We start from the raw sequence: 21376 nt of genomic DNA on the forward strand, positions 1-21376 counted from the left end.
CGGTCCGGGCGGCCTCCCGGCTCGTGGGAGGTCAGCGCTCAGCGTCGATGCGATGTCTATCCTTGCTCCGACTCTGCCAAGGGACGTCGCGACGCCGGGTGGGTGTGGTGTGGGGGAGACCGGTCGGGAGGCGCTGCTCGCGTTCGCCGAGGAGTTGCGACGGCTACGCCAGCTCGCCGGCGGGCCGTCATTGAACACCCTGGTGGCGGTCGCCGCCCGGCGGGGCAGGCCACTGGCCCGCTCCACCCTCAGCGACAAGCTCAACGCCAGGTCGTTGCCCGACTGGGACTTCGTCACCGGCTACCTGGGCGCCTGCGTCGCGTACGCCGAACAGGCCGGCACCCGGTTGCCCGCCGACCTGACCGACCCGGCCAGGTGGGAGACGGCCTACTGGCGGTTGCGGGGCGCGGCGGACGCGGCACGGGCCGACGGCCGGCGGGCCGTCGCCCCCACCGACCGGGACCGACCGGCACCCGCCGGGACCCCGCCACCGCAACCGGGCGGGCGGACCCCTGAATTCGTCCCCCGGCAGCTCCCCGCGACGGTCCGGCACTTCGCGGGTCGGTCCGCGGCGCTGGCCACCCTGACCGCGCTGCTCGCCGAGCCGGCCGGCCCGCCGGGCACCGTGCCCATCTCGACCATCTGCGGCACGGCCGGGGTGGGCAAGACGACCCTCGCCGTGCACTGGGCGCACCAGGTCACCGACCGTTTCCCCGACGGGCAGCTCTACGTCAACCTGCGCGGGTACGACCCCGACGCGCCCGCACTGGCCCCGGCGGAGGCGGTGGCCGGGTTCCTGGAGGCGCTCGCGGTGCCCCCGGAGCGCATCCCGGTGGGGCTGGCGTCGCAGGCCGCGCTGTACCGCAGCCTGCTCGCCGACCGGCGGATGCTGGTGCTGCTGGACAATGCCCGTGACGCCGACCAGGTGCGTCCGCTGTTGCCCAGCTCCCCGGGCTGCCTGGTCCTGGTGACCAGCCGTAACCAGCTGCCGGGGCTGGTCACGGCCGAGGGCGCCCGTCCACTGTTGCTGGACCTGCTGTCCCCGGCGCAGGGACGCGAGTTGCTGTCCCGGCGGCTGGGTGCGGTGCGGGTCGCGGCCGAGCCGCAGGCGGTGGACCGGATCGTCGCCGCAGCGGCCGGCCTGCCGTTGGCGCTGGCCATCGTGGCTGCGCGGGCCGCCACCCACCCGGACTTCCCGCTCGCCCGACTCGCCGCCGAGCTGACCGCCACCCGGGGCGCCCTGGACGCGTTCAGCGGCGGCGAGGCCGGCAGTGACGTGCGGGCGGTGCTGTCCTGGTCGTACCGGGGTCTGGACCCGGTGGCGGCCGGCCTGTTCCGGGCGCTCGGGACGCACCCCGGCCCCGACGTGTCGGTGGCGGCAGCCGCCAGCCTCGCCGCCCTGTCGACGGCCGAGGTACGCCGGCCACTGGCGGTGCTGACCCGGGCGAACCTGCTCACCGAGCACACCCCCGGCCGGTACACCCTGCACGACCTGCTCCGGGCGTACGCGGTCGAGTCGGCCCTGCAGACCGACTCCGCCGGTCTGCGCCGGGCGGCGCTCGGCCGGCTGCTCGACCACTACCTGCACACCGCCTACGCGGCAGCTCTGCTGCTGCACCGGCATCGCGACGACATCGACCTGCCGGCGGCGCTACCCGGGGCGACGGTGGTCGAGCCGGCCGACCGGGACGAGGCATGGGCGTGGCTCGCCGCCGAACACCGGGCGCTGCTCGCCGCGATCGATCTGGCGGCCGAACACGGCTGGCCGACCCACGCCTGGCAGTTGGCGTGGAGCGTCAACACCTATCTCGACCGGGTGGGGGCCTGGCCCGACCAGTCCCGCGTCCAGGAGGTGGCGCTACGGGCCGCCACCGCAGCGGTCGACCGCGACGGTCAGGCCCGCGCCCACCGCAACCGGGCCGTCGCCTGCCTGCGCCTCGGCGCGTACGACGAGGCCCACGACCACCTGGAACGCTCCCGGCACCTGTACGCCGAGCTCGGTGACCGGGTCGGCGGCGGCCGGACCGAGCTGAACCTCGGCATCCTCGCGGAACGGCAGGGCGACCACCGGCGGGCACTCGAACACGCGCAGCGGGCGCACCGGCTCTTCGAGGCCGCCGGGCACGCGCAGGGGCAGGCCAACGCGCTCAACAACATCGGCTGGTACCACATCCAACTCGGTGACCATGCCCGCGCCCTGGACTACTGCGGGCGGGCCCTGGCGCAGCAGCAACAGACCGGGAACCGGTACTGGGAGGCGCACGCCTGGGACAGCCTCGGCTACGCGCACCACCACCTCGGCCGGCACCGTGAGGCCATCGACTGCTACCGGCACGCGCTCGCGCTGTGGCGGGAGGCCGGCGAGCGGTACTTCGAGGCCGTCACGCTGATGCACCTCGGCGACAGCCAGCAGGCCGCCGCCGAGCCCGACGTCGCCCGGGTAGCCTGGCGGCACGCCCTCGAGGTGCTCGACCGGCTCGGTCACCCCGACGCCGCCCAGGTGCGGGAACGGCTCGCCGGTCCACCGGCCCCGCAGTAGGGGCCGTCGGCGCAGGACACCCGCGGGACGCGGGGTGGCGTCGGGTGACATGGCCGGAGCGTGCGGCATGCCGGGGCGGGGTCGGCGGGGCGGGCGATCTTGCCATCGGGTAGAGTTCACCCCGTCGCCGGGGAAACCGGGCGGCACGCGGACGTAGCGCAGCTGGTAGCGCATCACCTTGCCAAGGTGAGGGTCGCGGGTTCGAATCCCGTCGTCCGCTCTCGACCACGGGCGATTGGCGCAGTGGGAGCGCGCTTCCTTGACACGGAAGAGGTCACTGGTTCAAACCCAGTATCGCCCACCAGAGAATCACGAAAGCCCCGGCTCCACTGAGCCGGGGCTTTCGCGTTGGTCAGCTGTTCGGGTGCGGGTCAGCTGTTCCAGTGCTGGGCGACGAGGTCGGCGGCCTGGGTTTCCCACTGGGCGTAGTGGTCGGGGTACGCCGACACCTGGACCGTCTGGGCGGCCTTGGTCAGGGGCATGTCCTGCCAGCCGTCGACCTGCTTGAGGCCCTTGAGGAACGCCAGGGTGGCGTACTCGGGGTCGGTGATCTGCTCCACCGTGCCCCAACCGGAGGACGGGCGCTGCTGGAACAGACCCTGCGAGTCGTGGTCGTTGCGGTCGCCGAGGTGGCCGAGGTTCTCCAGCTTCGACTCCTGCAGGGCGGTGGCGATGGACACCACGGCGGCCCGCTCGTCCATGCCGGCCTTCTTCGTCGCGGCGATGATCGCCTTGACGTTGCCGGTCTGCTCGTCGCCCAGGTCGATGCGGGACTGCTCGCCCTGCACGCCGTGCGGGATCAGCTTGCCCTTGTCCACGGCCGGCTTGTCGGCCTGGACGACGGCGACGGGGCTGGTGTCGATGGTGGGGGTGTCGCCGAGGTGCAGCGGGCCGGCGGCGAGGCCACCGGCGAAGGCGAGACCGGCGATACCGAGGACACTCTTACGCAGGATCGTGGTCATGGGGAAGCTCCTTCGGGGGGTTGACACCCACCGGGCGCCCGTGGGGACAGGCGGCGGGGGATGCGGGCACCACGTCGGCGCGCTCATGGGGGAAAGTCCGAGGGGTTCCGGTCGGGGCCTGCCGCTGACGCGGTGGCCGCACGGGCCGGAGTCAGATACAACGACCGGGGTCCCGGGGTCATTCCCGGCGGGTGGCCGGGCCGGGTGGGTGCGGTCGTGCACCGGGTGTAACGACCGGCAGTGGTCGGTCATTCCGGTGGGGGCCGCGCCGGAGGCGTAACGACCGGCAGTGGTCGGTCATTCCGCGTCGCGGCGGTGGGTCATTCTGCCGGAGGTGGTTGCATCGGGCCCGGTGGCGGGGCCGCCGCTGCGGCCGTCCACCGGGTGTAACGCATCCGGGCCGGCCGGGATTCCGTCAGGCGGCTCACGGCCGTCACCTCTGTCCGTTTTCCGGGCCGCCAGATTCGGACATTCTTCGCCGCCGGGCCGCCGGGCTGCCCTTATGCCTGTGCTGGGTGCAGCGTCCCCTGCATCACTGTTGCGCGGAAAGCTATATGCCTGTGCGTCATAAATATGCCTGACAGGCATAACGGAGCCCGAGGAGTTGCCCGTCCCGTGGACCGTTTTCAGCCGCTCAGTGGAATGCTTGCTTTTACTAGCCAAAAATCCTGTTCGTCCCTTTTTATTCGAGGCGGGTGGCCGGTACCCGGTCGGGCGTAGGCGTGTGCAGGATGATCGTGGGGCGATATGGCGGGTTCGGGCCATGCGGATACCGCCACCTCTCGAATATCGGGACGATCATCCCGGTCCGACCGGCCGGATGGCCCGGTGACCGGCGGGATGCCCTCGCCACTCGGTCAGCGGGGACGAGCCCGCCGCCACCGCACTTGCACCGTCGTGACGCCACCGTCCCTGCTGTCGACACGCCACCGCCCCTGCACCATCCACACCGGGTGCACCGCGCCGCGCGTGACGTGGACCGAACCGACCCGTGTATCGGTCGACGAAGGACCGGCGGGGAAGTCGAGCAGCGCACTGGCCCGGGTTCTGCCGATGGCAGATCCGCTGCCGGTGAACAGGGTGCCGCATCGGTGCCCCCGAACGGCAGGGTGGGACGGATGAGACTGCTGATGCTGGGCGGCACCGGGTTCGTCGGGTCCGCCATCGTGACCGAAGGGGTACGCCGGGGCTGGACGGTGACGATGTTCAACCGGGGGATACACGGGGGCACCCCGCGGGGCGTACACCGGTTGCGGGGTGATCGGACCGCGCCGGGCGGGCTGGCCGAACTGGCCGGCGGCGGGTGGGACGTGGTGGTCGACACCTGGGACGGCGCACCCCGCGCGGTACGCGACGCCGCCACGCTGCTGCACTGTGCCGGGCACTACGCCTACGTCTCCAGCGGCTCCGTCTACGCCCCGCCCGTGCGCCCCGGGGTCGGTGAGGAATCGGCGGTGGTGGCGTCGGCGGCCGACGACACCGGCGACGACGACTACGCCCGGTGCAAGGCCGGTGGGGAACTGGCCGCGACCGAGGTGTTCGGGGAACGCGCCCTGCTGGTGCGGGCCGGGCTGATCCTCGGGCCGGGGGAGGACATCGGGCGGCTGCCGTGGTGGCTGCGCCGGGTGGCCCGGGGCGGTGACGTCCTCGCACCCGGCCCGGCCGACCTGCCCGTGCAGTACGTCGACGTCCGGGACCTGGCGGCCTTCACGCTCGACCGGGCCGCCGAGGGCGTGGGCGGCGCGTTCAACGTGATCAGCCGCCCGGGGCACACCACCATGGGCGAACTGCTCACCGAGGCGGTGGCGACGACCGGCGGCGCTGCCCGACTGCGGTGGACCGCCCCCGAGGTGATCCTCGCCGCCGGGATCGAACCGTGGAACGACCTGCCGATCTGGATTCCGTCGGGCCACGAGTACCGCTGGTTGCAGGAGCGTGGCGTCGAGAAGGCGTACGCGGCGGGGCTGACCTGCCGTCCGGTGGCCGAGACGGTCGGTGACACCTGGCGCTGGCTGGAGCGGGTGGGGTCGGTCCCGCCCCGTGCGGGGCGGCCGGCGCGAGCGACCGTCGGCCTCGACCCGGCCCGGGAAGCCGCCCTGCTCGCCACCCACCATCCAGCCTGACCCGCACCGCGCAAGTCGAGCGTGGTACAGGCCGGGCGGCGGGGGTTCAGCCGGGTGCCACCGCCACGTCCAGCACCTCGTCCACGCTCCGCCTCGGTGTCGCCACCCCCGGCTGGCCGTATCCGATCCGCATCACCATCTGCGGCGTGCCGAAACGTCCCAGCGACAGCCGTAGCGCCTCCCGCGCCCCCGACACCTCGATCGGCTGCGACAGCAGCGACACCGCGAGCCCCGCGTCGGTCGCGGTCAGCAGCACCCGCTGCAACGCCTGCCCGGCCAGCACCTGGTCGACGACCGTGTTGCCGGCCGCGCCGAGCACCGCCACCAGCGGTTCCGGTTCGAAGTCGCGGCCGGGGGCCCGGTCGAGGCCGCCGAAGCCCCGCGACGGCAGCAGGTCCTGCGGCTCGGTCTGCGGACCACCGGCGCGGGCCGGCACCCCGTCGGGGGCGGGCTCGGTGCGGACCCAGTCGGCGCGTTCGGCCCGGTAGGCGGGGTCGCGTTCGAGTACCCGGTGGGCGCTGCGGGCGACCTCGGCGAAGGCGTTGACGGGGCCCACCCCGATCACCAGTTCCAGCCAGCACTGTTCGGCGCGGGCCGCCTCGCCGAGCCGCCAGCGGGCGTCGGCGGGCACCGGGTCGGGCCAGAACGGCGCCCGGTTGCTGAACCGGCGGCCGATGGCCGCGTAGAGGCTCTGCTCGGTCGGGGTGGGGCGGCGCGGCAGTTCCGGGACCAGTCGGGCCAGCACGTCCGGGTCGGCCGGGTACGGTCGCAGCCGTACGGTCGCCGGGGTGCCCGCCACGGCCAGGGACAACCGCAGGTTGAACAGGGCCGCCCCGCCGGAGATCCGGGTGCCCCAACCGCTCGGGTCGGTGGCCGGCAGCCGGCGGGTCGGGTCGACCGACACCTCGATTCCGCCGTCGCGCAGTCGGAACCGCCACGGCTGGGTGTTGTGCAGGGAGGGCGCGCGGACGGCGTCCGCGACGGCGGCCCGCAGTTGCGTCTCGGTGTACCCGGTGCCCATGGTCGTGCTCCTTCCGTGGCGGTTCGTGCCGCTCCACCCCGAGCGGGGAACGTGTCGCCCCCGGCCGGCCGACGCCGCCCCCGGTTCCCGGTGGTGGTTCCCCTCCACGGTCCGTCACCGGCAGGTGGGCCGGGCAGGGCCGGACGTCCCGACCCACCGGGCCGCCCTTCCCACCGGCGGAGCGCCCCGTGCCCGACCCGCCAGGCCGGCCCAGTCGGCGTGACACGCGAGGGAGGATGGTGCGACGTGCCAGGTTAGGGACCTTCGGCCCGTGCACGAGCGCGTCCGGGCGGGTAGAAACGAGGGATGATCCGGGTGTTCCTCCTCGACGACCACGAAGTCGTCCGCCGTGGCCTGGCCGACCTGTTGCAGAGCAGCGGCGACATCGAAGTGGTCGGCGAGTCCGGCTCCGCCCAGGAGGCGTCCCGGCGGATTCCCGCCCTCCGCCCCGACGTGGCGATCCTCGACGCCCGGCTGCCCGACGGCAACGGCATCGACGTGTGCCGGGACGTCCGGGCGGTCGACTCGTCGATCAAGGGACTGATCCTCACCTCGTACGAGGACGACGAGGCGTTGTTCGCCGCGATCATGGCGGGTGCGGCGGGTTACGTCCTCAAGCAGATCCGGGGCACCGACCTGGTGGACGCGGTCCGTCGGGTCGCGGCCGGGCAGTCGCTGCTCGACCCGGCGATCACCACCCGGGTGCTGGAGCGCATCCGCAGCGGCGTCGAGCAGCCGCGCGAGCTGAAGAGCCTCACCGAGCAGGAACGCCGCATCCTGGAGTACGTCGCCGAGGGGCTGACCAACCGGGAGATCGCCGGCAAGATGTTCCTCGCCGAGAAGACCGTGAAGAACTACGTCTCCAGTGTGCTGGCCAAGCTGGGCCTGGAGCGCCGCACCCAGGCCGCCGTCCTCGCCACCCGCCTGCTCGGCCAGCGCCCCTGACCCACCGACCCCGGCCGCCCGGGGGTCAGTCGCGCAGCGGGACCGACCAGTAGAGCTGGGTGCCGTGCGGCTCGATCCGGCGTACCTCGAACTCGCCGCCGTGCCGTTCGGCGCGCTCGCGCAGGTTGACCAGGCCACCCCGCGCGGCGGCCGGGTCACAGCCCACCCCGTCGTCGGTGACCGTCACGGTGACCCGGCCGGCGTCGACCCGGACGGCGACGGCGACCCGGTTGGCCTCGGCGTGGCGTACCGCGTTGGACAACGCCTCGCGGAGCACGGCGGTGAGGTCGGGGCGGACCGGTTCCGGCACGGCGCTGTCGATGGGCCCGTCCAACTCGACGGCGGGGCGGAAGCCGAGCGACCCGGCGGCCACGTCGACCGCCTCCCGGATCTCGGTACGCAGCGCCGCGCTCATCGGGGTACGCAGCTCGAAGATGGTGCGGCGGATGTCCCGGATGGTGGCGTCGAGGTCGTCGACGGCCGCGTTGATCCGCTTGGCGACGTCGGGGCGGGCGTGCATCGCGCCGCTCTGCAGTTGCAGGCCGGTGGCGAACAGCCGCTGGATCACCACGTCGTGCAGGTCCCGGGCGATGCGTTCGCGGTCCTCCAGGACCACCAGCAGTTCCCGTTCCTCCTGGCCCCGGGCCCGTTCCATGGCCAGGGCGGCCTGGCCGGCGAAGCTGGCCAGCAGGGTGACGTCGGCGTCGGCGGCCCGGCCGGCGTCGGGCCGGTGGGCCACCACCAGCACCCCGTGCAGGGTGTCGGCGGCGGCGAGCGGGGAGACCACCGCCGGGCCGGCGACCACCGGCACCGGCCAGGGTGCCGCCTCGGCCAGGTTGTCGAGCAGTTCCCGGCGACGCTCGGTGACCGAGCCGGCGAAGCTGGTCTCGCTGGCCGGCAGCAGCGCGCCGACCAGCCCGTCGGCGTCACCGTCGGCGGAGTCGACCACCTCGACGGTGAACTGCCCGGCGTCGTCGTCGTAGAGCAGCACCAGCGCCAGCTCCGCCTCGGCGACCTCCCGGGCCCGGCGGGCCACCAGGGTCAACGCGTCGGTCCGGCGTACCTCGCCGAGCAGCACCGAGGTGATCTCGGCGGTCGCGGCCAGCCAGCGTTCCCGACGGTGGGCCAGCGCGTAGAGCCGGGCGTTCTCGATGGCCACCCCGGCGGCGGCGGCCAACGCCACGACGATCTCCTCGTCGTCCTCGGTGAACTCCGCCGCGCCCTGCTTCTCGGCCAGGTAGAGGTTGCCGAAGACCTGGTCGCGGATGCGCACCGGCACGCCGAGGAAGCTGTGCATCGGCGGGTGGTTCGGCGGGAAGCCGTACGACTGGGGGTGCTGGGTGATGTCGGGCATGCGGACCGGGCGGGGCTCGTCGATGAGCAGGCCGAGCACCCCCCGCCCGTGCGGCAGGTCACCGATCTTCGCGTGCAGCTCGGCGTCGATGCCGTGGGTGATGAAGTCGTGCAACAGCCGGTCGGGACCGATCACGCCGAGCGCGCCGTAACGCGCACCGACCAGCTCGCAGGCCGCCTGCACGATCCGTCGCAGGGTGCTGCGCAGGTCGAGGTCGGTGCCGATGCCGACCACCGCGTCGAGCAGCGCCCGCAGCCGCTCCCGGCTGGTCACCACGTCGCCGACCCGGTCGAGCATCTCCTGGAGCAGCTCGTCGAGGCGGACCCGGGACAACGGGCTCAGCCCCAACGAGGGGACCGGATGGTCATTGCGGGAAGCAGGGGTGCTGGCGGCCACGCGGGCGAGTTTAGCGCCCGGTGACCGCCCGGCACGAGATCGTCAGGACCGCTGGTCGCGTACCGCGGAGGTGTCGACCACCTGCGCGGCCGGCAGCCGCGGGGTGTGCGGCGGGCCGGCGTGCGCCGGGTCCGCGAGCCCGATCCGCAGCACCAGGTACGGGTAGCCGAGCCCACTGAGCAGTTGCCGCAGCTTCTGCCGGGTGCCGGGCACCTCGACCACGCCGGACAGCGGCACCACCGACACCCCGTGCCGGGTGGCGGTCAGCCACAGTGCGGAGAGTGCCTCACCGGCCTCCAGCCAGCTGTCCGGTTCGTCCTCGTCGCCGTAGAGCAGCCCGTAGACGGCGGCCTTGTCGTGCCCCGGCCCCACCGGGAGGTTGCCGGGGCTGCCGAAGTCGCGGGCCGGGACGGTGGTCTGCGGCTGGTCCTGCGGCAGCACCTCCGGCGGCAGTCCGGTGCCGGTGTCGGCCCGGTGGGTCCAGTACTGCAACTCCTCGCGCGTCTGCGGGTCCTCCGCCTCCACGGTGCCGGCGTGCGAGGCGGTGGCGGCCAGCTCCATCACCTGGTCGGCGTCGAGGATCTGCAACCGGGCGCCCTCGTCGTCCGCCGCGCGGGTGATGTCGTCGACCACCTCGGCGGGCACCGGCTCGTCGCTGACCGGCCGGCGGTCGGTGTGCCGGACCTGCATGCACTGCACCAGCCGCATCGCGTCCGGGTCGGCCCCGGCAGGGGTCAGGCCGGTCAACCGGGCCAGCAGGTCCGGTTGCTGCGGGTCGGGCAGCCGCTCGACCACCGCCGTCCAGCCTTCGGCCGCCAACGCCACCCGGGCGTGGTGCAGGGCCGCGCCGCAGCTGAGCGCCAGCAGGCGGCCCTCCGGGTCGGCGGCGGTGAGCTGACGGTCCCGGACCACCCGCAGTTCCAGGGCGTCCGGCAGGACCCGCCAGCGCCACGGCTGGGTGTTGTGCACCGACGGGGCGTGGCCGGCCGTCGCGGCTGCCTCCGCGAGCGCGGTGGTCAGCGGGCGGTCCGTCGCGGGCGTCTGGTGGCTCATCGGCACGACCTTTCCGTTTCTCCCATCGTGCCCCACCCGGTCGGTCCACGGGCGGGGATACCGTCCCATCCTGCCCCGTCCGCCCCGGTACGGACACGGCGGCAGGTCCCACCCGGACGGGCACTTCGGCCTGTCGTTTTCCCGTTCGGCGCCACTGACGCGGTGCCGTTGGGACGATCCGCAGGTGGGCACGGAACAGCGGGAGTGCGTTCCGGGGCGACCGGTCGGCCGGCGTCGGGCGCGTTGGCGTGAGTGGACGCCGCTGACCCTGCTCGCCGGGGCGGTGCTGGTCGGGGCGGTCCTGTGGGCGGCCGGTCGGCGGGGAACGGCCGACGTGGTCTGGGCGGCGTCGACCCTGGTGGCGTTGGTGCCGGCGGTCTGGGCGGTGCTGCGTCAGCTGTGGCGGCGGCGGTTCGGGGTGGACGTGATCGCGGTGCTGGCGTTGGCCGGTGCGCTGCTCGTCGGGGAGTACCTGGCCGGTGCGGTGATCGCGGTGATGGTGGCGACGGGGCGGGCACTGGAGGCGTACGCGCAGGGGCGGGCGACCCGTGACCTGCGTGCCCTGCTGGAGCGGGCACCCCGGCGGGCACGGCGGCGTACCCCCGACGGGGGCGTCGAGGTGATCGGACTGGACCGGGTCGCGGTGGGTGACCAGCTGCTGGTCGGGCCGGGGGACGTGGTGCCGGTGGACGGCGTGTTGACGGCCCCGGCGACGCTGGACGAGTCGGTGGTGACCGGGGAGTCGCAACTGGTGGGCCGGGCCGCCGGGGAACAGGTGCCCAGCGGGGTCGTCAACGCCGGTGCCGCCGTGGGTCTGCGGGCCACCCGGGACGCGGCGGGCAGCACCTACGCGGGGATCGTCCGGCTGGCGCGGGAGGCGACCGCCCACCGGGCCCCGACGGTACGGCTCGCCGACCGGTACGCGGCGGCGTTCGTCCCGTTCACCCTGGTGCTGGCCGCGGTGGCCGGGGTGTGGTCGGGGGAGTTCGTCCGGGCGGTCGCGGTGCTGGTGGTGGCGACGCCGTGTCCGCTGCTGCTGGCCACCCCGATCGCGATCGTCTCCGGGTTGTCGCGGGTGGCCCGGCGGGGTGTCCTGGTGCGCGACGGTGGTTCGCTGGAGCTGCTCGGCCGGGCCCGTACCCTGCTGCTCGACAAGACGGGCACGCTGACGGCGGGCCGGCCCTGGGCGGCGGAGACGGTGGTCGCTCCCGGCGGCGACCGGGACGAGGTGCTGCGGCTGGCCGCGTCGGTGGAGCAGCTCTCCCCGCACGTGCTGGCCGTGGCGCTGGTGCGGCAGGCCCGCCAGCGGGGGCTGGCGTTGGCCACGCCGACGGAGGTGACCGAGGAGCCGGGGCGCGGGGTGAGCGGCCGGGTCGACGGCCGGCTGGTGCGGGTCGGGCAGCTCGGTGGTGACCTGCCCGGCTGGGCGGAGCTGGCCCGGGACCGGGCCGAGTTGGCCGGCTGGTCGACGGTGTGGGTGAGCGGCGACCAGGGCCCGCTCGGCGCGATCCTGCTGGCGGACCCGGTCCGTCCCGATGCCCGCCGGACGGTACGCCGGCTGCGGGAGGCCGGGTTGTCCCGGTTGCTGCTGCTCACCGGGGACCGGCCGCGTACCGCCGAGCAGGTGGCCCGGCTGGTGGGGGTGGACGAGGTGCTGGCCCGCTGTTCGCCGCAGGAGAAGGTGGACCGGGTCCGGCGGGAGTCGCGGCGGGCGGTCACCGTGATGGTGGGTGACGGGGTGAACGACGCGCCCGCGTTGGCGGCGGCGCACGTCGGGGTGGCGATGGGGGCGACCGGGGCGACCGCGTCGGCGGACGTCGCCGACGCGGTGATCACCGTGGACCGGCTGGACCGGCTCGCCGACGCCGTCGAGATCGCCCGCCACGCCCGCCGGATCGCGGTGCAGAGCGCCGCCGTCGGGATGGGGTTGGCGGTGCTCGCGATGCTGGTCGCCGCCGCCGGTCGGCTGCCGCCGGTGGCGGGCGCCTTCCTCCAGGAGGGCATCGACGTGCTGGTCATCCTCAACGCGTTGCGGGCGTTGCGTGGTGGGCTGCGCCGTCGGGACGTGCCGCCGACCACCCGCGCCCTGCTCGACCGGTACGCCGGCCAGCATGCCGGCGTACGCGACGTGCTCGCCCGGGTACGTGACACCGCCGACCTGGTGGCGACCCGGCCGACCGCCGAGGGGTGCCTGCCGGCGCTGCGCGACACGCACCGGCGGCTGACCGACGAGGTGCTGCCGCACGCCGACGCCGAGGAGCGGCAGCTCTATCCGGCGTTGGCCGGCCCGCTGGGCGGCGACGAGGCGACGGCCACGATGAGTCGGGAACACGTGGAGATCCACGGGCTGGTGGACCGGATCGGCGGTCACCTGGCCCGGGCCGACGGGCGGTTGCGCCCCGACCAGGTGCCCGACCTGCTCGCCAGCCTCTACGGACTGGACGCCGTGCTGCGCCTGCACCTGGCCGGGGAAGAGGAGGACTACCTTTCCCTCGATCCCGCCCCGCCCACCCCAGGGTCCTGATCCACTCGCCGGCTCAAACCGTCGGTACCCAGGCGGCGTCCCGCCGCTCGCGGAACGCCGCCACGCCCTCGCGGCCCTCGGCCGCCGATGTCGCGGTGTCAGGTCGTTCGGGACACCGCGACATCGGCCCGCAAGTTGATCACGCAAAGCCGCCCCGGTCGGGGTGGTCAGCGTTCGCGGACGACCGCTACCGGGCAGTGCGCGTGCTGGATGAGCTGCTGGCCGACCGAGCCGAGCAGCATCCCGCGCAGCCCGCCCCGTCCCCGGCTGCCGACCACCACGAGCTGTGCGTCCCGGCTCGCCTCGACGAGCGCGGCGGCCGGCCGGGCCGGTGCGATCTCCACCGTGACCGGCACCTGCGGGAAGGTCTCCCGCCACCCGGCGAGGGCCTGGTCGATCTCGGCCCGGTCCGCCGCGAGCCGGGCCTCGGCGTCCGGGTCGGAGGGCCGCCAGCGGTCGTCCGGCGGTTCGAAGGCCCGCAGCACCCGCAGCGGGGCGTCGCGTTGCGCGGCCCGTTCCACGGCGAACCCGAGCGCGGTGCCGGCCTGATCGGAGCCGTCGTAGCCGACCACCACCGGCCCGTCGACCTTGGCCTGCGCCTCCCGCACCACCACCACGGGGCAGTGCGCGTGGGCGGCCACCGACACCGCCGTGGAGCCGGCGAGCAGACCGGTGAAGCCGCCGTGGCCCCGGCTGCCGAGCACCAGCAGCCCGGCCTCGGCGGAGCGTTCCTCCAGCACCAGCGCGGGCGGGCCGTCGAAGACCTCGCCGTGCACGGTGACGCCGGGCCAGGCGGCGGTGGCGTCCGCGGCGGCCTTGTGCACCAGTTCCTCGACCTGCCGTCGGGCGTCGTCGTCCGGCCAGACCCCGGGGGCCACCCCCGGGCCGACCCAGCCGGCGACGGTCATCCACTCGAAGACGTACGCCAGCCGGACCGGGCGTCCGCTGCGCCGCGCCTCGGCCAGCGCCCAGTCCACGGCGACGCCCGCGTCGGCGGAACCGTCGTAGCCGACCAGGATCTCGTCGGAGTTCATCGTCTCGTCCTTTCCTGGCTGGTGGGGCGTGGTGGGCCGGCCGGTGACCGGCCCACCACGGACCCCGGAGGTGTCACTGCCCGTCGAGCTGCTGCGGCTGGGTCTCCCGGATCCAGCGCCACTCGGCGACCCGGGGGTCGTCCTCACCGTGGCGGCGGGTGTGGTCGCGGCAGGCCTGCCGGGTGTCGACCATCTCCTGCCGCAGGTGGGCGGCGCGGGCGGCCAGGCCGGGCACCCGGTCGATGACGTCGATGACCAGGTGGAAGCGGTCCAGGTCGTTGAGCATCACCATGTCGAACGGCGTGGTGGTGGTGCCCTCCTCCTTGTAGCCGCGCACGTGCAGGTTGTCGTGGTTGGCCCGGCGGTAGGTGAGCCGGTGGATCAGCCACGGGTAGCCGTGGTAGGCGAAGATGATCGGCTTGTCGCGGGTGAAGATGGTGTCGAACTCGTTGTCCGGCAGGCCGTGCGGGTGCTCCGACGACGGCTGGAGCCGCATCAGGTCGACCACGTTGACGACCCGCACCTTCAGCTCGGGCAGGTGCTGGTGGAGCAGGTCGGCGGCGGCGAGGGTCTCCAGGGTCGGCACGTCACCGGCGCAGGCGAGCACCACGTCCGGCTCCTGACCGTCGTCGGTGCTGGCCCAGTCCCAGATGCCCAGGCCGCGCCGGCAGTGCTGGACCGCCTCGTCCATGGTCAGCCAGTTCGGGGCGGGCTGCTTGCCGGCCACCACCACGTTGATGTAGTGCCGGCTGCGCAGGCAGTGGTCCATGGTGGAGAGCAGGGTGTTGCCGTCCGGCGGCAGATAGACCCGGACGACCTCGGCCTTCTTGTTGACCACGTGGTCGATGAAGCCCGGGTCCTGGTGCGAGAAACCGTTGTGGTCCTGTCGCCACACGTGGCTGGACAGCAGGTAGTTCAGCGAGGCGATCGGCTCCCGCCAGGGGATGCCCCGGGTCACCTTCAACCACTTGGCGTGCTGGTTGACCATCGAGTCGACGATGTGGATGAACGCCTCGTAGCTGGTGAAGATGCCGTGCCGGCCGGTCAGCAGGTAACCCTCCAACCAGCCCTCGCAGAGGTGCTCGGAGAGCACCTCCATCACCCGGCCGTCGGGGGAGAGGTGGTCGTCGGTGGCCTCGATCCGGCCGTCGAAGGCCCGGTCGGTGACCTCGAACGCGGCACCGAGCCGGTTGGAGGCGACCTCGTCCGGGCCGAACAGCCGGAAGGTCTGCGGGTTGGCGGTGATCACGTCGCGGACCCAGGTGCCGAGCACCCCGGCCGCGCCGACCACCGGCTCACCCGGCTGCTCGACGTCGACGGCGTAGTCGCGGAAGTCCGGCAGGGTCAGGTCCCGCAGCACCCGCCCGCCGTTGGTGACCGGGTTGGCGCTCATCCGGTGCTCGCCCTTGGGCGGCAGCGCGGTCAGCTCGGCGACCGGGGCGCCGGTGGCGTCGAAGAGCTCCTCCGGACGGTAGCTGCGCAGCCAGCGCTCCAGCTCGGCCCGGTGCTCCGGGTTGTCGCGCACCTCGGCGATGGGCACCTGGTGGGCGCGGAAGGTCCCCTCGACCTGCTTGCCGTCGACCTGGGCCGGGCCGGTCCAGCCCTTCGGGGTCCGCAGGATGATCATCGGCCAGCGGGGGCGCTCGACGTGGCCGCCGGAGCGGGCCACCCGCTGGATCTCGGCGATCTCGTCGCAGGCCCGGTCCAGGGTGGCCGCGAGGAGCTGGTGCACCTGCGTCGGGTCGTCCCCGGCGACCAGGTACGGCTGGTAGCCGTGGCCGCGCATCTGGTTGAGCAGGTCCTCGGTGGGGATCCGGTCCATGACCGTCGGGTTGGCGATCTTGTAGCCGTTGAGGTGCAGGATGGGCAGCACCGCGCCGTCGCGGGCCGGGTTGAGGAAGACGCTGGACTGCCAGCTGCCCGCCAACGGGCCGGTCTCCGCCTCACCGTCGCCGATGACGCAGGCCACCAGCAGGTCCGGGTTGTCGAAGGCGGCGCCGTAGGCGTGGCTCAGGGCGTACCCCAGCTCGCCGCCCTCGTGGATCGAGCCCGGCACCTCCGGTGCGACGTGGCTCGGGATGCCGCCGGGGAAGGAGAACTGGCGGAACAGCCGCTGCATGCCGGTCTCGTCACGGCTCACCGAGTGGTACAGCTCGCTGTAGGTGCCCTCCAGCCAGGTGTTGGCGACCAGCGCCGGGCCGCCGTGGCCGGGGCCGGTGACGAAGATCGCCGACAGGTCCCGGTTGACGATGACCCGGTTGAGGTGGGCGTAGAGCAGGTTCAGGCCGGGGCTGGTGCCCCAGTGGCCGAGCAGCCGGGGCTTGACGTGCTCGGGGGCGAGCGGCTCGCGCAGCAGCGGGTTGTCGAGCAGGTAGATCTGCCCGACGGTGAGGTAGTTCGCCGCCCGCCAGTAGGCGTCCAGCCGGCGCAGCTCGTCGTCGGTCAGGGGGCTGTGCAGGTCGAGAGCGGTGTCCATGCTGCCAAAGCCTCTCGCGGGTCGGGGAGTTCTGCACCCGGAAGCGCCGATTCGCCCCGGGCAGACCCAGTCTTCGTGATTGCCCGGTCACCGGTCAGGGCCGTTGGTCCCGCCCTCGCCGGGTCGTCATGCCCCGCCCGCCCCGGCGGAAACCAACCCACGGACGACGATGACCGGCGCGGGCGCGTGGTAGAGCAGGGTCTGGCTCACCTCGCCGAGCATCCCCCGCCCCGGCTGGTCGCCCCGGGCGCCGACCAGCGCCACCTGCACCGACCGGGACTGCTCCACCAGGACGGTCCCCGGATCGCCGCGTACGGTGTGGCACTCCGCCGGCACGTCCGGATGGTGCCGGCGGGCCTGGCCGACCAGCGTGCCGAGCACGTCGTCGCCGTCGTCGGGTCGTCCCGGCTCGATCACCCGTACCGCGATGACCCGGGCCCGGCGGCGGGCGGCACAGCCGAAGGCGAAGGCGAGCGCGGCCCGGGAGCTGGGCGAGCCGTCCACGCCGACCAGCACCGGGCCCGGGGGCGGTGGGTCGCGGCGGACCACCAGCACCGGGCAGCCGGCACGGGCGGCGAGCTGCACGGCGGGCGCGTCGGCGGGTACGCAGCCGCCGCGGCCGGCCATCCCGCCGTCCCCGATGGCCACCAGGAACGCCGTCCCGGAACGGCGGATCAGGGCCTCGACCGGTGCCCCCTCGACGATCTCCCCACTGACCGGCAGCCCTGGTTCGACATCGTTCGCGGCCGTGGCGGCCCGGGCGACCAGTTCCTCGGCGGCGTCGCGGCTGCCGGCGACCGACGGGCCGGCCAACGCGGCCTCCCAGTCGAAGGCGTGCAGCAGGGCCAGGTCCCGGCCGTGCGCGGCGGCCTCCCGGGCGGCCAGCCGGACCGTCGTGAGGTCCGTCGGCGCCGGCCCGACACCGACCACCACCGGCCCGCCCGTGGACCCGGTCATCCGGTTCACCTCCCGGGCGCCCGCACCTACGCCCCGCGCCGTCCCCACCGACGCTAGTCGCGCCGGGGGGGCGGTGGAGCCCGATCAGCCGGACGGGTCGGTCCGGTCCCCGGGTGTACGCGCAGCACGATGGCGGTGGCGTTGTCGCTGCCGCCCTCGGCCAGGCTCGCGGCGAGCAGGGCGCGTACCGCCCGGGTCGGGTCCGGCTCGGCGAGCAGTTCGCGTAGCCGGTGGTAGTCGAGCTGGTCGCTGACCCCGTCGGTGCAGAGCAGCCAGGTGTCGCCGGGGCGCAGCGGCACCCCGAGCAGGTCCGGGTCGGGCCGGTCGGGGTGGCCGAGGTAACGCAGCAGTTGGTAGCGGGCGCGGGACGCCTCCCGGGAGTTCGCCGGCCACCAGCCGTGCAGCACCCCGAGCCAGGCCATCGTGTGGTCCACGGTCACCAGTTCCAGCAGCCCGTCGCGCAGCCGGTAGGCCCGGGAGTCGCCGAGCTGGACGATCCAGGCCAGTTCGCCGTCGGGCGCGGCGAGCAGCGCGGTCAGCGTGCAGCCGGCCAGCTCGTCGACGGCGGCGCCGGCCCGGCGTACCCGGATCTGGGCCTCGGTGACGGCGGCGCGCAGCTCGCGGGGGCCGACGGCCGGCCAGCCGGCGTGGACCAGTTCGCGCAGCGTGTCCCGCGCGGTGCTGCCGGCGACCCGGCTGCCCTCGCCCTCGCCCATGCCGTCGACGACCACCGCGAACGGTAGTTCCGGGTCGACGTGCAGGACGTCGAAGTTGGCCGAGTAGCGGTGACCGGCCACGGTGCCGCCGGCGATCTCCCACTCGATCCGGCCGACGGGCAGCCGGCGGGCCGCCTCGATGGGCTGGTCGGTGGTGCGGCGACGGAACACCAGCGGACGGTAGCACCGTCGCGGGCCTGGACCGGGGTGTCCGGCGTCGTGTCGGCGCAGGTCGGGTGCGTCAACTATGGTTGACAGGGCCGAATTGTCAACGTAAGTTGACAGCATGAGTCGGGCAACGGAACTCGCGGCAGCCGCCGGCAGCACCGACCCCCGGGTCGGCCTGCGCGCGGTGCTCGCCCTGCGTCGGCTCCTCGAACGGCTGGAGGTGGTCCAGGTGGACAACGCCCGACGGCAGGGCTGGTCCTGGCAGGAGATCGCCGACGCGCTCGAGGTGAGCCGGCAGGCGGTCCACAAGAAGCACGCCGGGCGACCGGCGGTCCGAGGAACCTGGGAGGAATGATGTTCGAGCGGTTCACCGATCGGGCCCGCGCCGTCGTCCGGAGCGCGGTCGAACAGGCCCAGCGCGACGGGCGACGTCCCGTCGGCACCGAACACCTGCTGCTCGCCGTCCTGGCCGACACCGATGCGCTCGCCAGCCGGGTGCTCACCTCCGCCGGCGTCGACGCCGACGACCTTCGCGCCCGGATCCGGCGGCACGTCGGTGATGGCGGGCTCGGGCTCGGCGAGGCGGACGCGGCCGCGCTGCGCGAGATCGGCATCGACCTCGCGGCCATCGTCGCCCGGATCGAGGACAACTTCGGCCCGGACGCCCTGCGCGAGGCGGCCCCGGCCCCACGTCGACGGTGGCCGCTGCGCCGGCCGGTCGGCGGGCCCTTCTCGCCCCGTTCCCGCAAGGCGCTGGAGTTGGCGCTACGCGAGGCGCTCCGGCTGCGGCACCGGCACATCGGCACCGAACACCTGCTGCTCGGCGTGCTCCGCGAGGGTGGCGGCCTGGGGGCGGTGGTGCTGACCGAGGCGGGCGTGGACCTCGACGACCTGCGCCGACGGGTCGAGTTGGCGCTGCGGACGGCGGCCTGACCGGTCGAGTAGGTCCCAACCCGGATCAAACCTGTTTGCGGTCAATGCAACGTCGGTCGTCGTCGGGTCGCTGACCCGGCCGGGGTGCTGCACACTGACGCCGTGGACGGTGCAGAGCAGAAGCGTACGGTGACCGACGGCGACCGCGCCCCGCGCTCGGCGGTGGTGGTCAACCCGACGAAGGTGACTGATCTCGACGAGTTCCGCGCGACCGTGGAGGAGGCGCTCGCCGCCGCCGGTTGGCCGGCCCCGACCTGGTACGAGACCACCGCCGAGGACCCCGGCCGGGGCCAGACCGAGCAGGCCGTCGCCGCCGGGGCCGAGCTGGTCTTCGCCTGCGGCGGCGACGGCACCGTGATGGCCTGCGTCACCGCGCTCGCCGGCACCGACGTCGAACTCGCCGTGCTGCCCCAGGGCACCGGCAACCTGCTCGCCGCCAACCTGGGGCTCTCCAACGACCTGGCCGCCGGCCTCCAGGTGGCCGTCGAACGCGGCCGACGCCGACTCGACGTCGGCGTCGTCGACGACCAGTGCTTCGCGGTCATGGCCGGGATGGGCTTCGACGCGCAGATGCTGGCCGACACCTCCGAGACCACCAAGGCCCGCATCGGCTGGCCCGCCTACGTGGTGGGGGCGGCCAAGCACCTGCGGGACCGGCCGATGCGGCTCACCGTCCGCATCGACGACCGGCCCCCGATGCGCCGCCGGGCCCGCACCGTGCTCGTCGCCAACGTCGGGCGGCTCCAGGGCGGGGTGCGCCTGCTCACCGACGCTGAGCCCGACGACGGCTGGCTCGACGTCGCCGTGCTCACCCCCAACCGGGTCCGGCACTGGCTCGCCATGGGCTGGGCGCTGGTCCGCCGGCAGGGCAGCGTCCCCCGGATGGAGGTCCACCGGGCCCGCAAGGTCGTCATCACCAGCACCAGGGCCCAGCCCCGGCAGCTCGACGGCGACCTGATCGCACCCGGCCGCACCCTGACCGCGGAGATCAAACCTGAGTCGCTCTGGCTCTGCGTGCCGCGCCCGGCCCGTGACCCCGACCTGGCGTACGACGCCGACGCGGCGGCGCAGCGCGGCGAGAAGCTGATCGAGGAAGCCCGCCGTGAGTAGCACCAAGCTCGTCCCCGAGACCCGGTTGATGGCGTCGGACGAACTCTCCGCCGACGACGCCTGGCGTACGCTGCGCCGGCTCGGTGGCTGGCAACTGCTGCGGGACGCGTTCATCCGGTTCCGCTACGGCGACGGGTTCAGCCACTCCCGCGCGTTCGCCCTGCAACTCTGCCTCGCCGTGGTCCCGTTCCTGATCGCGCTCACCGGCCTGATCAGCGATCTGGGTGTCGAGGAGGGTGGCCGGGTGGTCGCCGACACCGTGCTGGCGCTGACCCCCGGGCAGAGCGAGCAGGTGGTGCAGGATCTCCTCGGCGACGGGGACCGCACCGAGAGTACCGGCGAGTTGGCGTTGACCCTCGGCCTGATCACCGGCCTGGTGGCGCTGACCACCACCATGGCCCAGATCGAGCGCGGCGCCAACCGGATCTACGGCGTCGAACGGGACCGCCCCGCGCTGTGGAAGTACCTGCGCGCGGCGGTGCTCGCCGTGGTCGCCGGCCTGCCCGCCCTGGCCGGGTTCCTGATCCTGGTCGGCGGCGGGGCGATGGGCGAGTCGGTGCAGCGCCACTACGAGTGGGGTGATCTCGCCGCCGGCCTCTGGGAGGTGGTGCGCTGGCCGCTGAGCCTCGTGCTGACCGTGGTCGCGGTGGCGGTGATCTTCCGGCACGCGCCCCGACGCAAGCAGCCCGGCCTGTCCTGGCTCTACTTCGGCGCCGGCATCGCCACCGCCCTGTGGTGGCTGGCCAGCCTGCTACTCGCCGCGTACGTCAAGTTCAGCGGCGGCTTCGGCCAGACGTACGGGGCGTTGACCGGGATGATGGCGTTGCTGCTGTGGGCCAACCTCACCGGCATGGCGCTGTTCGGCGGGTTGTCGTTCGCCGCCCAGTTGGAGGCGATGCGGATCGGCGCTCCGGAGCCGGCCCAGCCGGACCTGTGGGAGCCCGAGGCCGAGCGGGAGGAACTGCTCGACACCGGTGACATGACCGCACTCTGAGCCCGCCACACCGGACGGGCGTGTACGGGACGGCAGAATCGGGTACAGCGCGCCTCGCCACGTTGACGCAG

At 74.0% G+C, this 21376-nt stretch carries 16 protein-coding genes and 2 tRNA genes; 10 read left to right on the forward strand and 8 right to left on the reverse strand.

Features of this window, described 5'->3' with window-relative positions; translation table 11 throughout:
• Positions 1-109: 109 nt before the first annotated feature.
• The 3 genes from ACQP2H_RS08540 to ACQP2H_RS08550 all read left to right on the forward strand — a co-directional run bounded on the left by ACQP2H_RS08540 (position 110) and on the right by ACQP2H_RS08550 (position 2843).
• Complete coding sequence (locus ACQP2H_RS08540; RefSeq protein WP_433231964.1) at positions 110-2539, forward strand: ATP-binding protein; 2430 nt, start codon at positions 110-112, stop codon at positions 2537-2539.
• 147 nt (positions 2540-2686) lie between these two features.
• Positions 2687-2759, forward strand: a tRNA-Gly gene (locus ACQP2H_RS08545).
• Positions 2760-2768: 9 nt separating this feature from the next.
• Positions 2769-2843: transfer RNA gene (locus ACQP2H_RS08550), tRNA-Val, on the forward strand.
• A 67-nt stretch (positions 2844-2910) separates the two neighbouring features.
• On the opposite strand, the gene ACQP2H_RS08555 is transcribed toward ACQP2H_RS08550, so the two are convergent.
• A complete protein-coding gene (locus ACQP2H_RS08555; protein ID WP_433231967.1) occupies positions 2911-3501 on the reverse strand; it encodes a hypothetical protein in 591 nt (196 codons plus the stop codon).
• A gap of 1118 nt (positions 3502-4619) precedes the next feature.
• Here ACQP2H_RS08555 and ACQP2H_RS08560 point away from each other — a divergent pair.
• Positions 4620-5624, forward strand: coding sequence for an NAD-dependent epimerase/dehydratase family protein (locus ACQP2H_RS08560; protein WP_433231969.1), 1005 nt, complete (start codon positions 4620-4622; stop codon positions 5622-5624).
• 46 nt (positions 5625-5670) lie between these two features.
• Here ACQP2H_RS08560 and ACQP2H_RS08565 read toward each other — a convergent pair whose 3' ends face one another.
• Complete coding sequence (locus tag ACQP2H_RS08565; protein WP_433231972.1) at positions 5671-6645, reverse strand: Acg family FMN-binding oxidoreductase; 975 nt, start codon at positions 6643-6645, stop codon at positions 5671-5673.
• A 306-nt stretch (positions 6646-6951) separates the two neighbouring features.
• Between ACQP2H_RS08565 and ACQP2H_RS08570 the strand changes: the two genes are divergently transcribed.
• Positions 6952-7590, forward strand: a complete 639-nt coding sequence (locus ACQP2H_RS08570) for a response regulator (protein ID WP_208569920.1) — start codon at positions 6952-6954, stop codon at positions 7588-7590.
• A gap of 25 nt (positions 7591-7615) precedes the next feature.
• Here the strand turns inward: ACQP2H_RS08570 and ACQP2H_RS08575 are convergent, their stop codons facing one another.
• Positions 7616-9286 (reverse strand): sensor histidine kinase, encoded by a 1671-nt coding sequence (locus tag ACQP2H_RS08575; protein ID WP_219470809.1) that lies wholly within the window; start codon positions 9284-9286, stop codon positions 7616-7618.
• Between the two features lie 96 nt (positions 9287-9382).
• The gene (locus ACQP2H_RS08580; protein WP_255597936.1) at positions 9383-10393 is read right to left on the reverse strand and encodes an Acg family FMN-binding oxidoreductase; all 1011 of its coding nucleotides are present in this window, start codon (positions 10391-10393) and stop codon (positions 9383-9385) included.
• Positions 10394-10577: 184 nt separating this feature from the next.
• On the opposite strand from ACQP2H_RS08580, the gene ACQP2H_RS08585 reads away from it, so the two are divergent.
• On the forward strand, positions 10578-12917 hold the full coding sequence (locus ACQP2H_RS08585) for a heavy metal translocating P-type ATPase (RefSeq protein ID WP_433231976.1): 2340 nt from the start codon (positions 10578-10580) through the stop codon (positions 12915-12917).
• A gap of 167 nt (positions 12918-13084) precedes the next feature.
• Here ACQP2H_RS08585 and ACQP2H_RS08590 read toward each other — a convergent pair whose 3' ends face one another.
• The 4 genes from ACQP2H_RS08590 to ACQP2H_RS08605 form a co-directional block, all read right to left on the reverse strand.
• Positions 13085-13951 (reverse strand): universal stress protein, encoded by an 867-nt coding sequence (locus ACQP2H_RS08590; RefSeq protein WP_208569917.1) that lies wholly within the window; start codon positions 13949-13951, stop codon positions 13085-13087.
• Positions 13952-14024: 73 nt separating this feature from the next.
• Positions 14025-16427 (reverse strand): phosphoketolase family protein, encoded by a 2403-nt coding sequence (locus tag ACQP2H_RS08595; protein ID WP_433231979.1) that lies wholly within the window; start codon positions 16425-16427, stop codon positions 14025-14027.
• Positions 16428-16553: 126 nt separating this feature from the next.
• Positions 16554-17384 (reverse strand): universal stress protein, encoded by an 831-nt coding sequence (locus ACQP2H_RS08600; RefSeq protein WP_219468846.1) that lies wholly within the window; start codon positions 17382-17384, stop codon positions 16554-16556.
• 53 nt (positions 17385-17437) lie between these two features.
• Positions 17438-18271 (reverse strand): PP2C family protein-serine/threonine phosphatase, encoded by an 834-nt coding sequence (locus tag ACQP2H_RS08605; RefSeq protein WP_363822913.1) that lies wholly within the window; start codon positions 18269-18271, stop codon positions 17438-17440.
• A gap of 115 nt (positions 18272-18386) precedes the next feature.
• Here ACQP2H_RS08605 and ACQP2H_RS08610 point away from each other — a divergent pair, with 115 nt between their 5' ends.
• From ACQP2H_RS08610 to ACQP2H_RS08625, 4 genes are all read left to right on the forward strand, one after another.
• Complete coding sequence (locus tag ACQP2H_RS08610) at positions 18387-18623, forward strand: HTH domain-containing protein (protein ID WP_219468848.1); 237 nt, start codon at positions 18387-18389, stop codon at positions 18621-18623.
• Entirely contained in the window at positions 18620-19201 is a 582-nt protein-coding gene (locus tag ACQP2H_RS08615) for a Clp protease N-terminal domain-containing protein (RefSeq protein WP_357537952.1), read from the forward strand. The genes ACQP2H_RS08610 and ACQP2H_RS08615 overlap by 4 nt, the downstream gene beginning before the upstream one ends.
• Before the next feature lie 102 nt (positions 19202-19303).
• On the forward strand, positions 19304-20311 hold the full coding sequence (locus ACQP2H_RS08620) for a diacylglycerol/lipid kinase family protein (RefSeq protein ID WP_433231983.1): 1008 nt from the start codon (positions 19304-19306) through the stop codon (positions 20309-20311).
• Positions 20304-21305 (forward strand): YihY/virulence factor BrkB family protein, encoded by a 1002-nt coding sequence (locus tag ACQP2H_RS08625; RefSeq protein WP_433231986.1) that lies wholly within the window; start codon positions 20304-20306, stop codon positions 21303-21305. Before ACQP2H_RS08620 ends, ACQP2H_RS08625 begins: the two co-directional genes overlap by 8 nt.
• The last annotated feature ends 71 nt before the right edge of the window (positions 21306-21376 follow it).

It is taken from the genome of Micromonospora sp. CA-248260 (genome assembly GCF_050942205.1).
GTDB classification, from domain to species: Bacteria; Actinomycetota; Actinomycetes; order Mycobacteriales; family Micromonosporaceae; genus Micromonospora; species Micromonospora antibiotica.

Excerpts from the sequence above, each read along its gene's own strand:
- ACQP2H_RS08555 (WP_433231967.1), bottom strand. The coding sequence starts at position 3,501 with ATGACCACGATCCTGCGTAAGAGTGTCCTCGGTATCGCCGGTCTCGCC.
- ACQP2H_RS08560 (WP_433231969.1), top strand. The coding sequence starts at position 4,620 with ATGAGACTGCTGATGCTGGGCGGCACCGGGTTCGTCGGGTCCGCCATC.
- ACQP2H_RS08565 (WP_433231972.1), bottom strand. The coding sequence starts at position 6,645 with ATGGGCACCGGGTACACCGAGACGCAACTGCGGGCCGCCGTCGCGGAC.
- ACQP2H_RS08570 (WP_208569920.1), top strand. The coding sequence starts at position 6,952 with ATGATCCGGGTGTTCCTCCTCGACGACCACGAAGTCGTCCGCCGTGGC.
- ACQP2H_RS08580 (WP_255597936.1), bottom strand. The coding sequence starts at position 10,393 with ATGAGCCACCAGACGCCCGCGACGGACCGCCCGCTGACCACCGCGCTC.
- ACQP2H_RS08590 (WP_208569917.1), bottom strand. The coding sequence starts at position 13,951 with ATGAACTCCGACGAGATCCTGGTCGGCTACGACGGTTCCGCCGACGCG.
- ACQP2H_RS08595 (WP_433231979.1), bottom strand. The coding sequence starts at position 16,427 with ATGGACACCGCTCTCGACCTGCACAGCCCCCTGACCGACGACGAGCTG.
- ACQP2H_RS08600 (WP_219468846.1), bottom strand. The coding sequence starts at position 17,384 with ATGACCGGGTCCACGGGCGGGCCGGTGGTGGTCGGTGTCGGGCCGGCG.
- ACQP2H_RS08610 (WP_219468848.1), top strand. The coding sequence starts at position 18,387 with ATGAGTCGGGCAACGGAACTCGCGGCAGCCGCCGGCAGCACCGACCCC.
- ACQP2H_RS08615 (WP_357537952.1), top strand. The coding sequence starts at position 18,620 with ATGATGTTCGAGCGGTTCACCGATCGGGCCCGCGCCGTCGTCCGGAGC.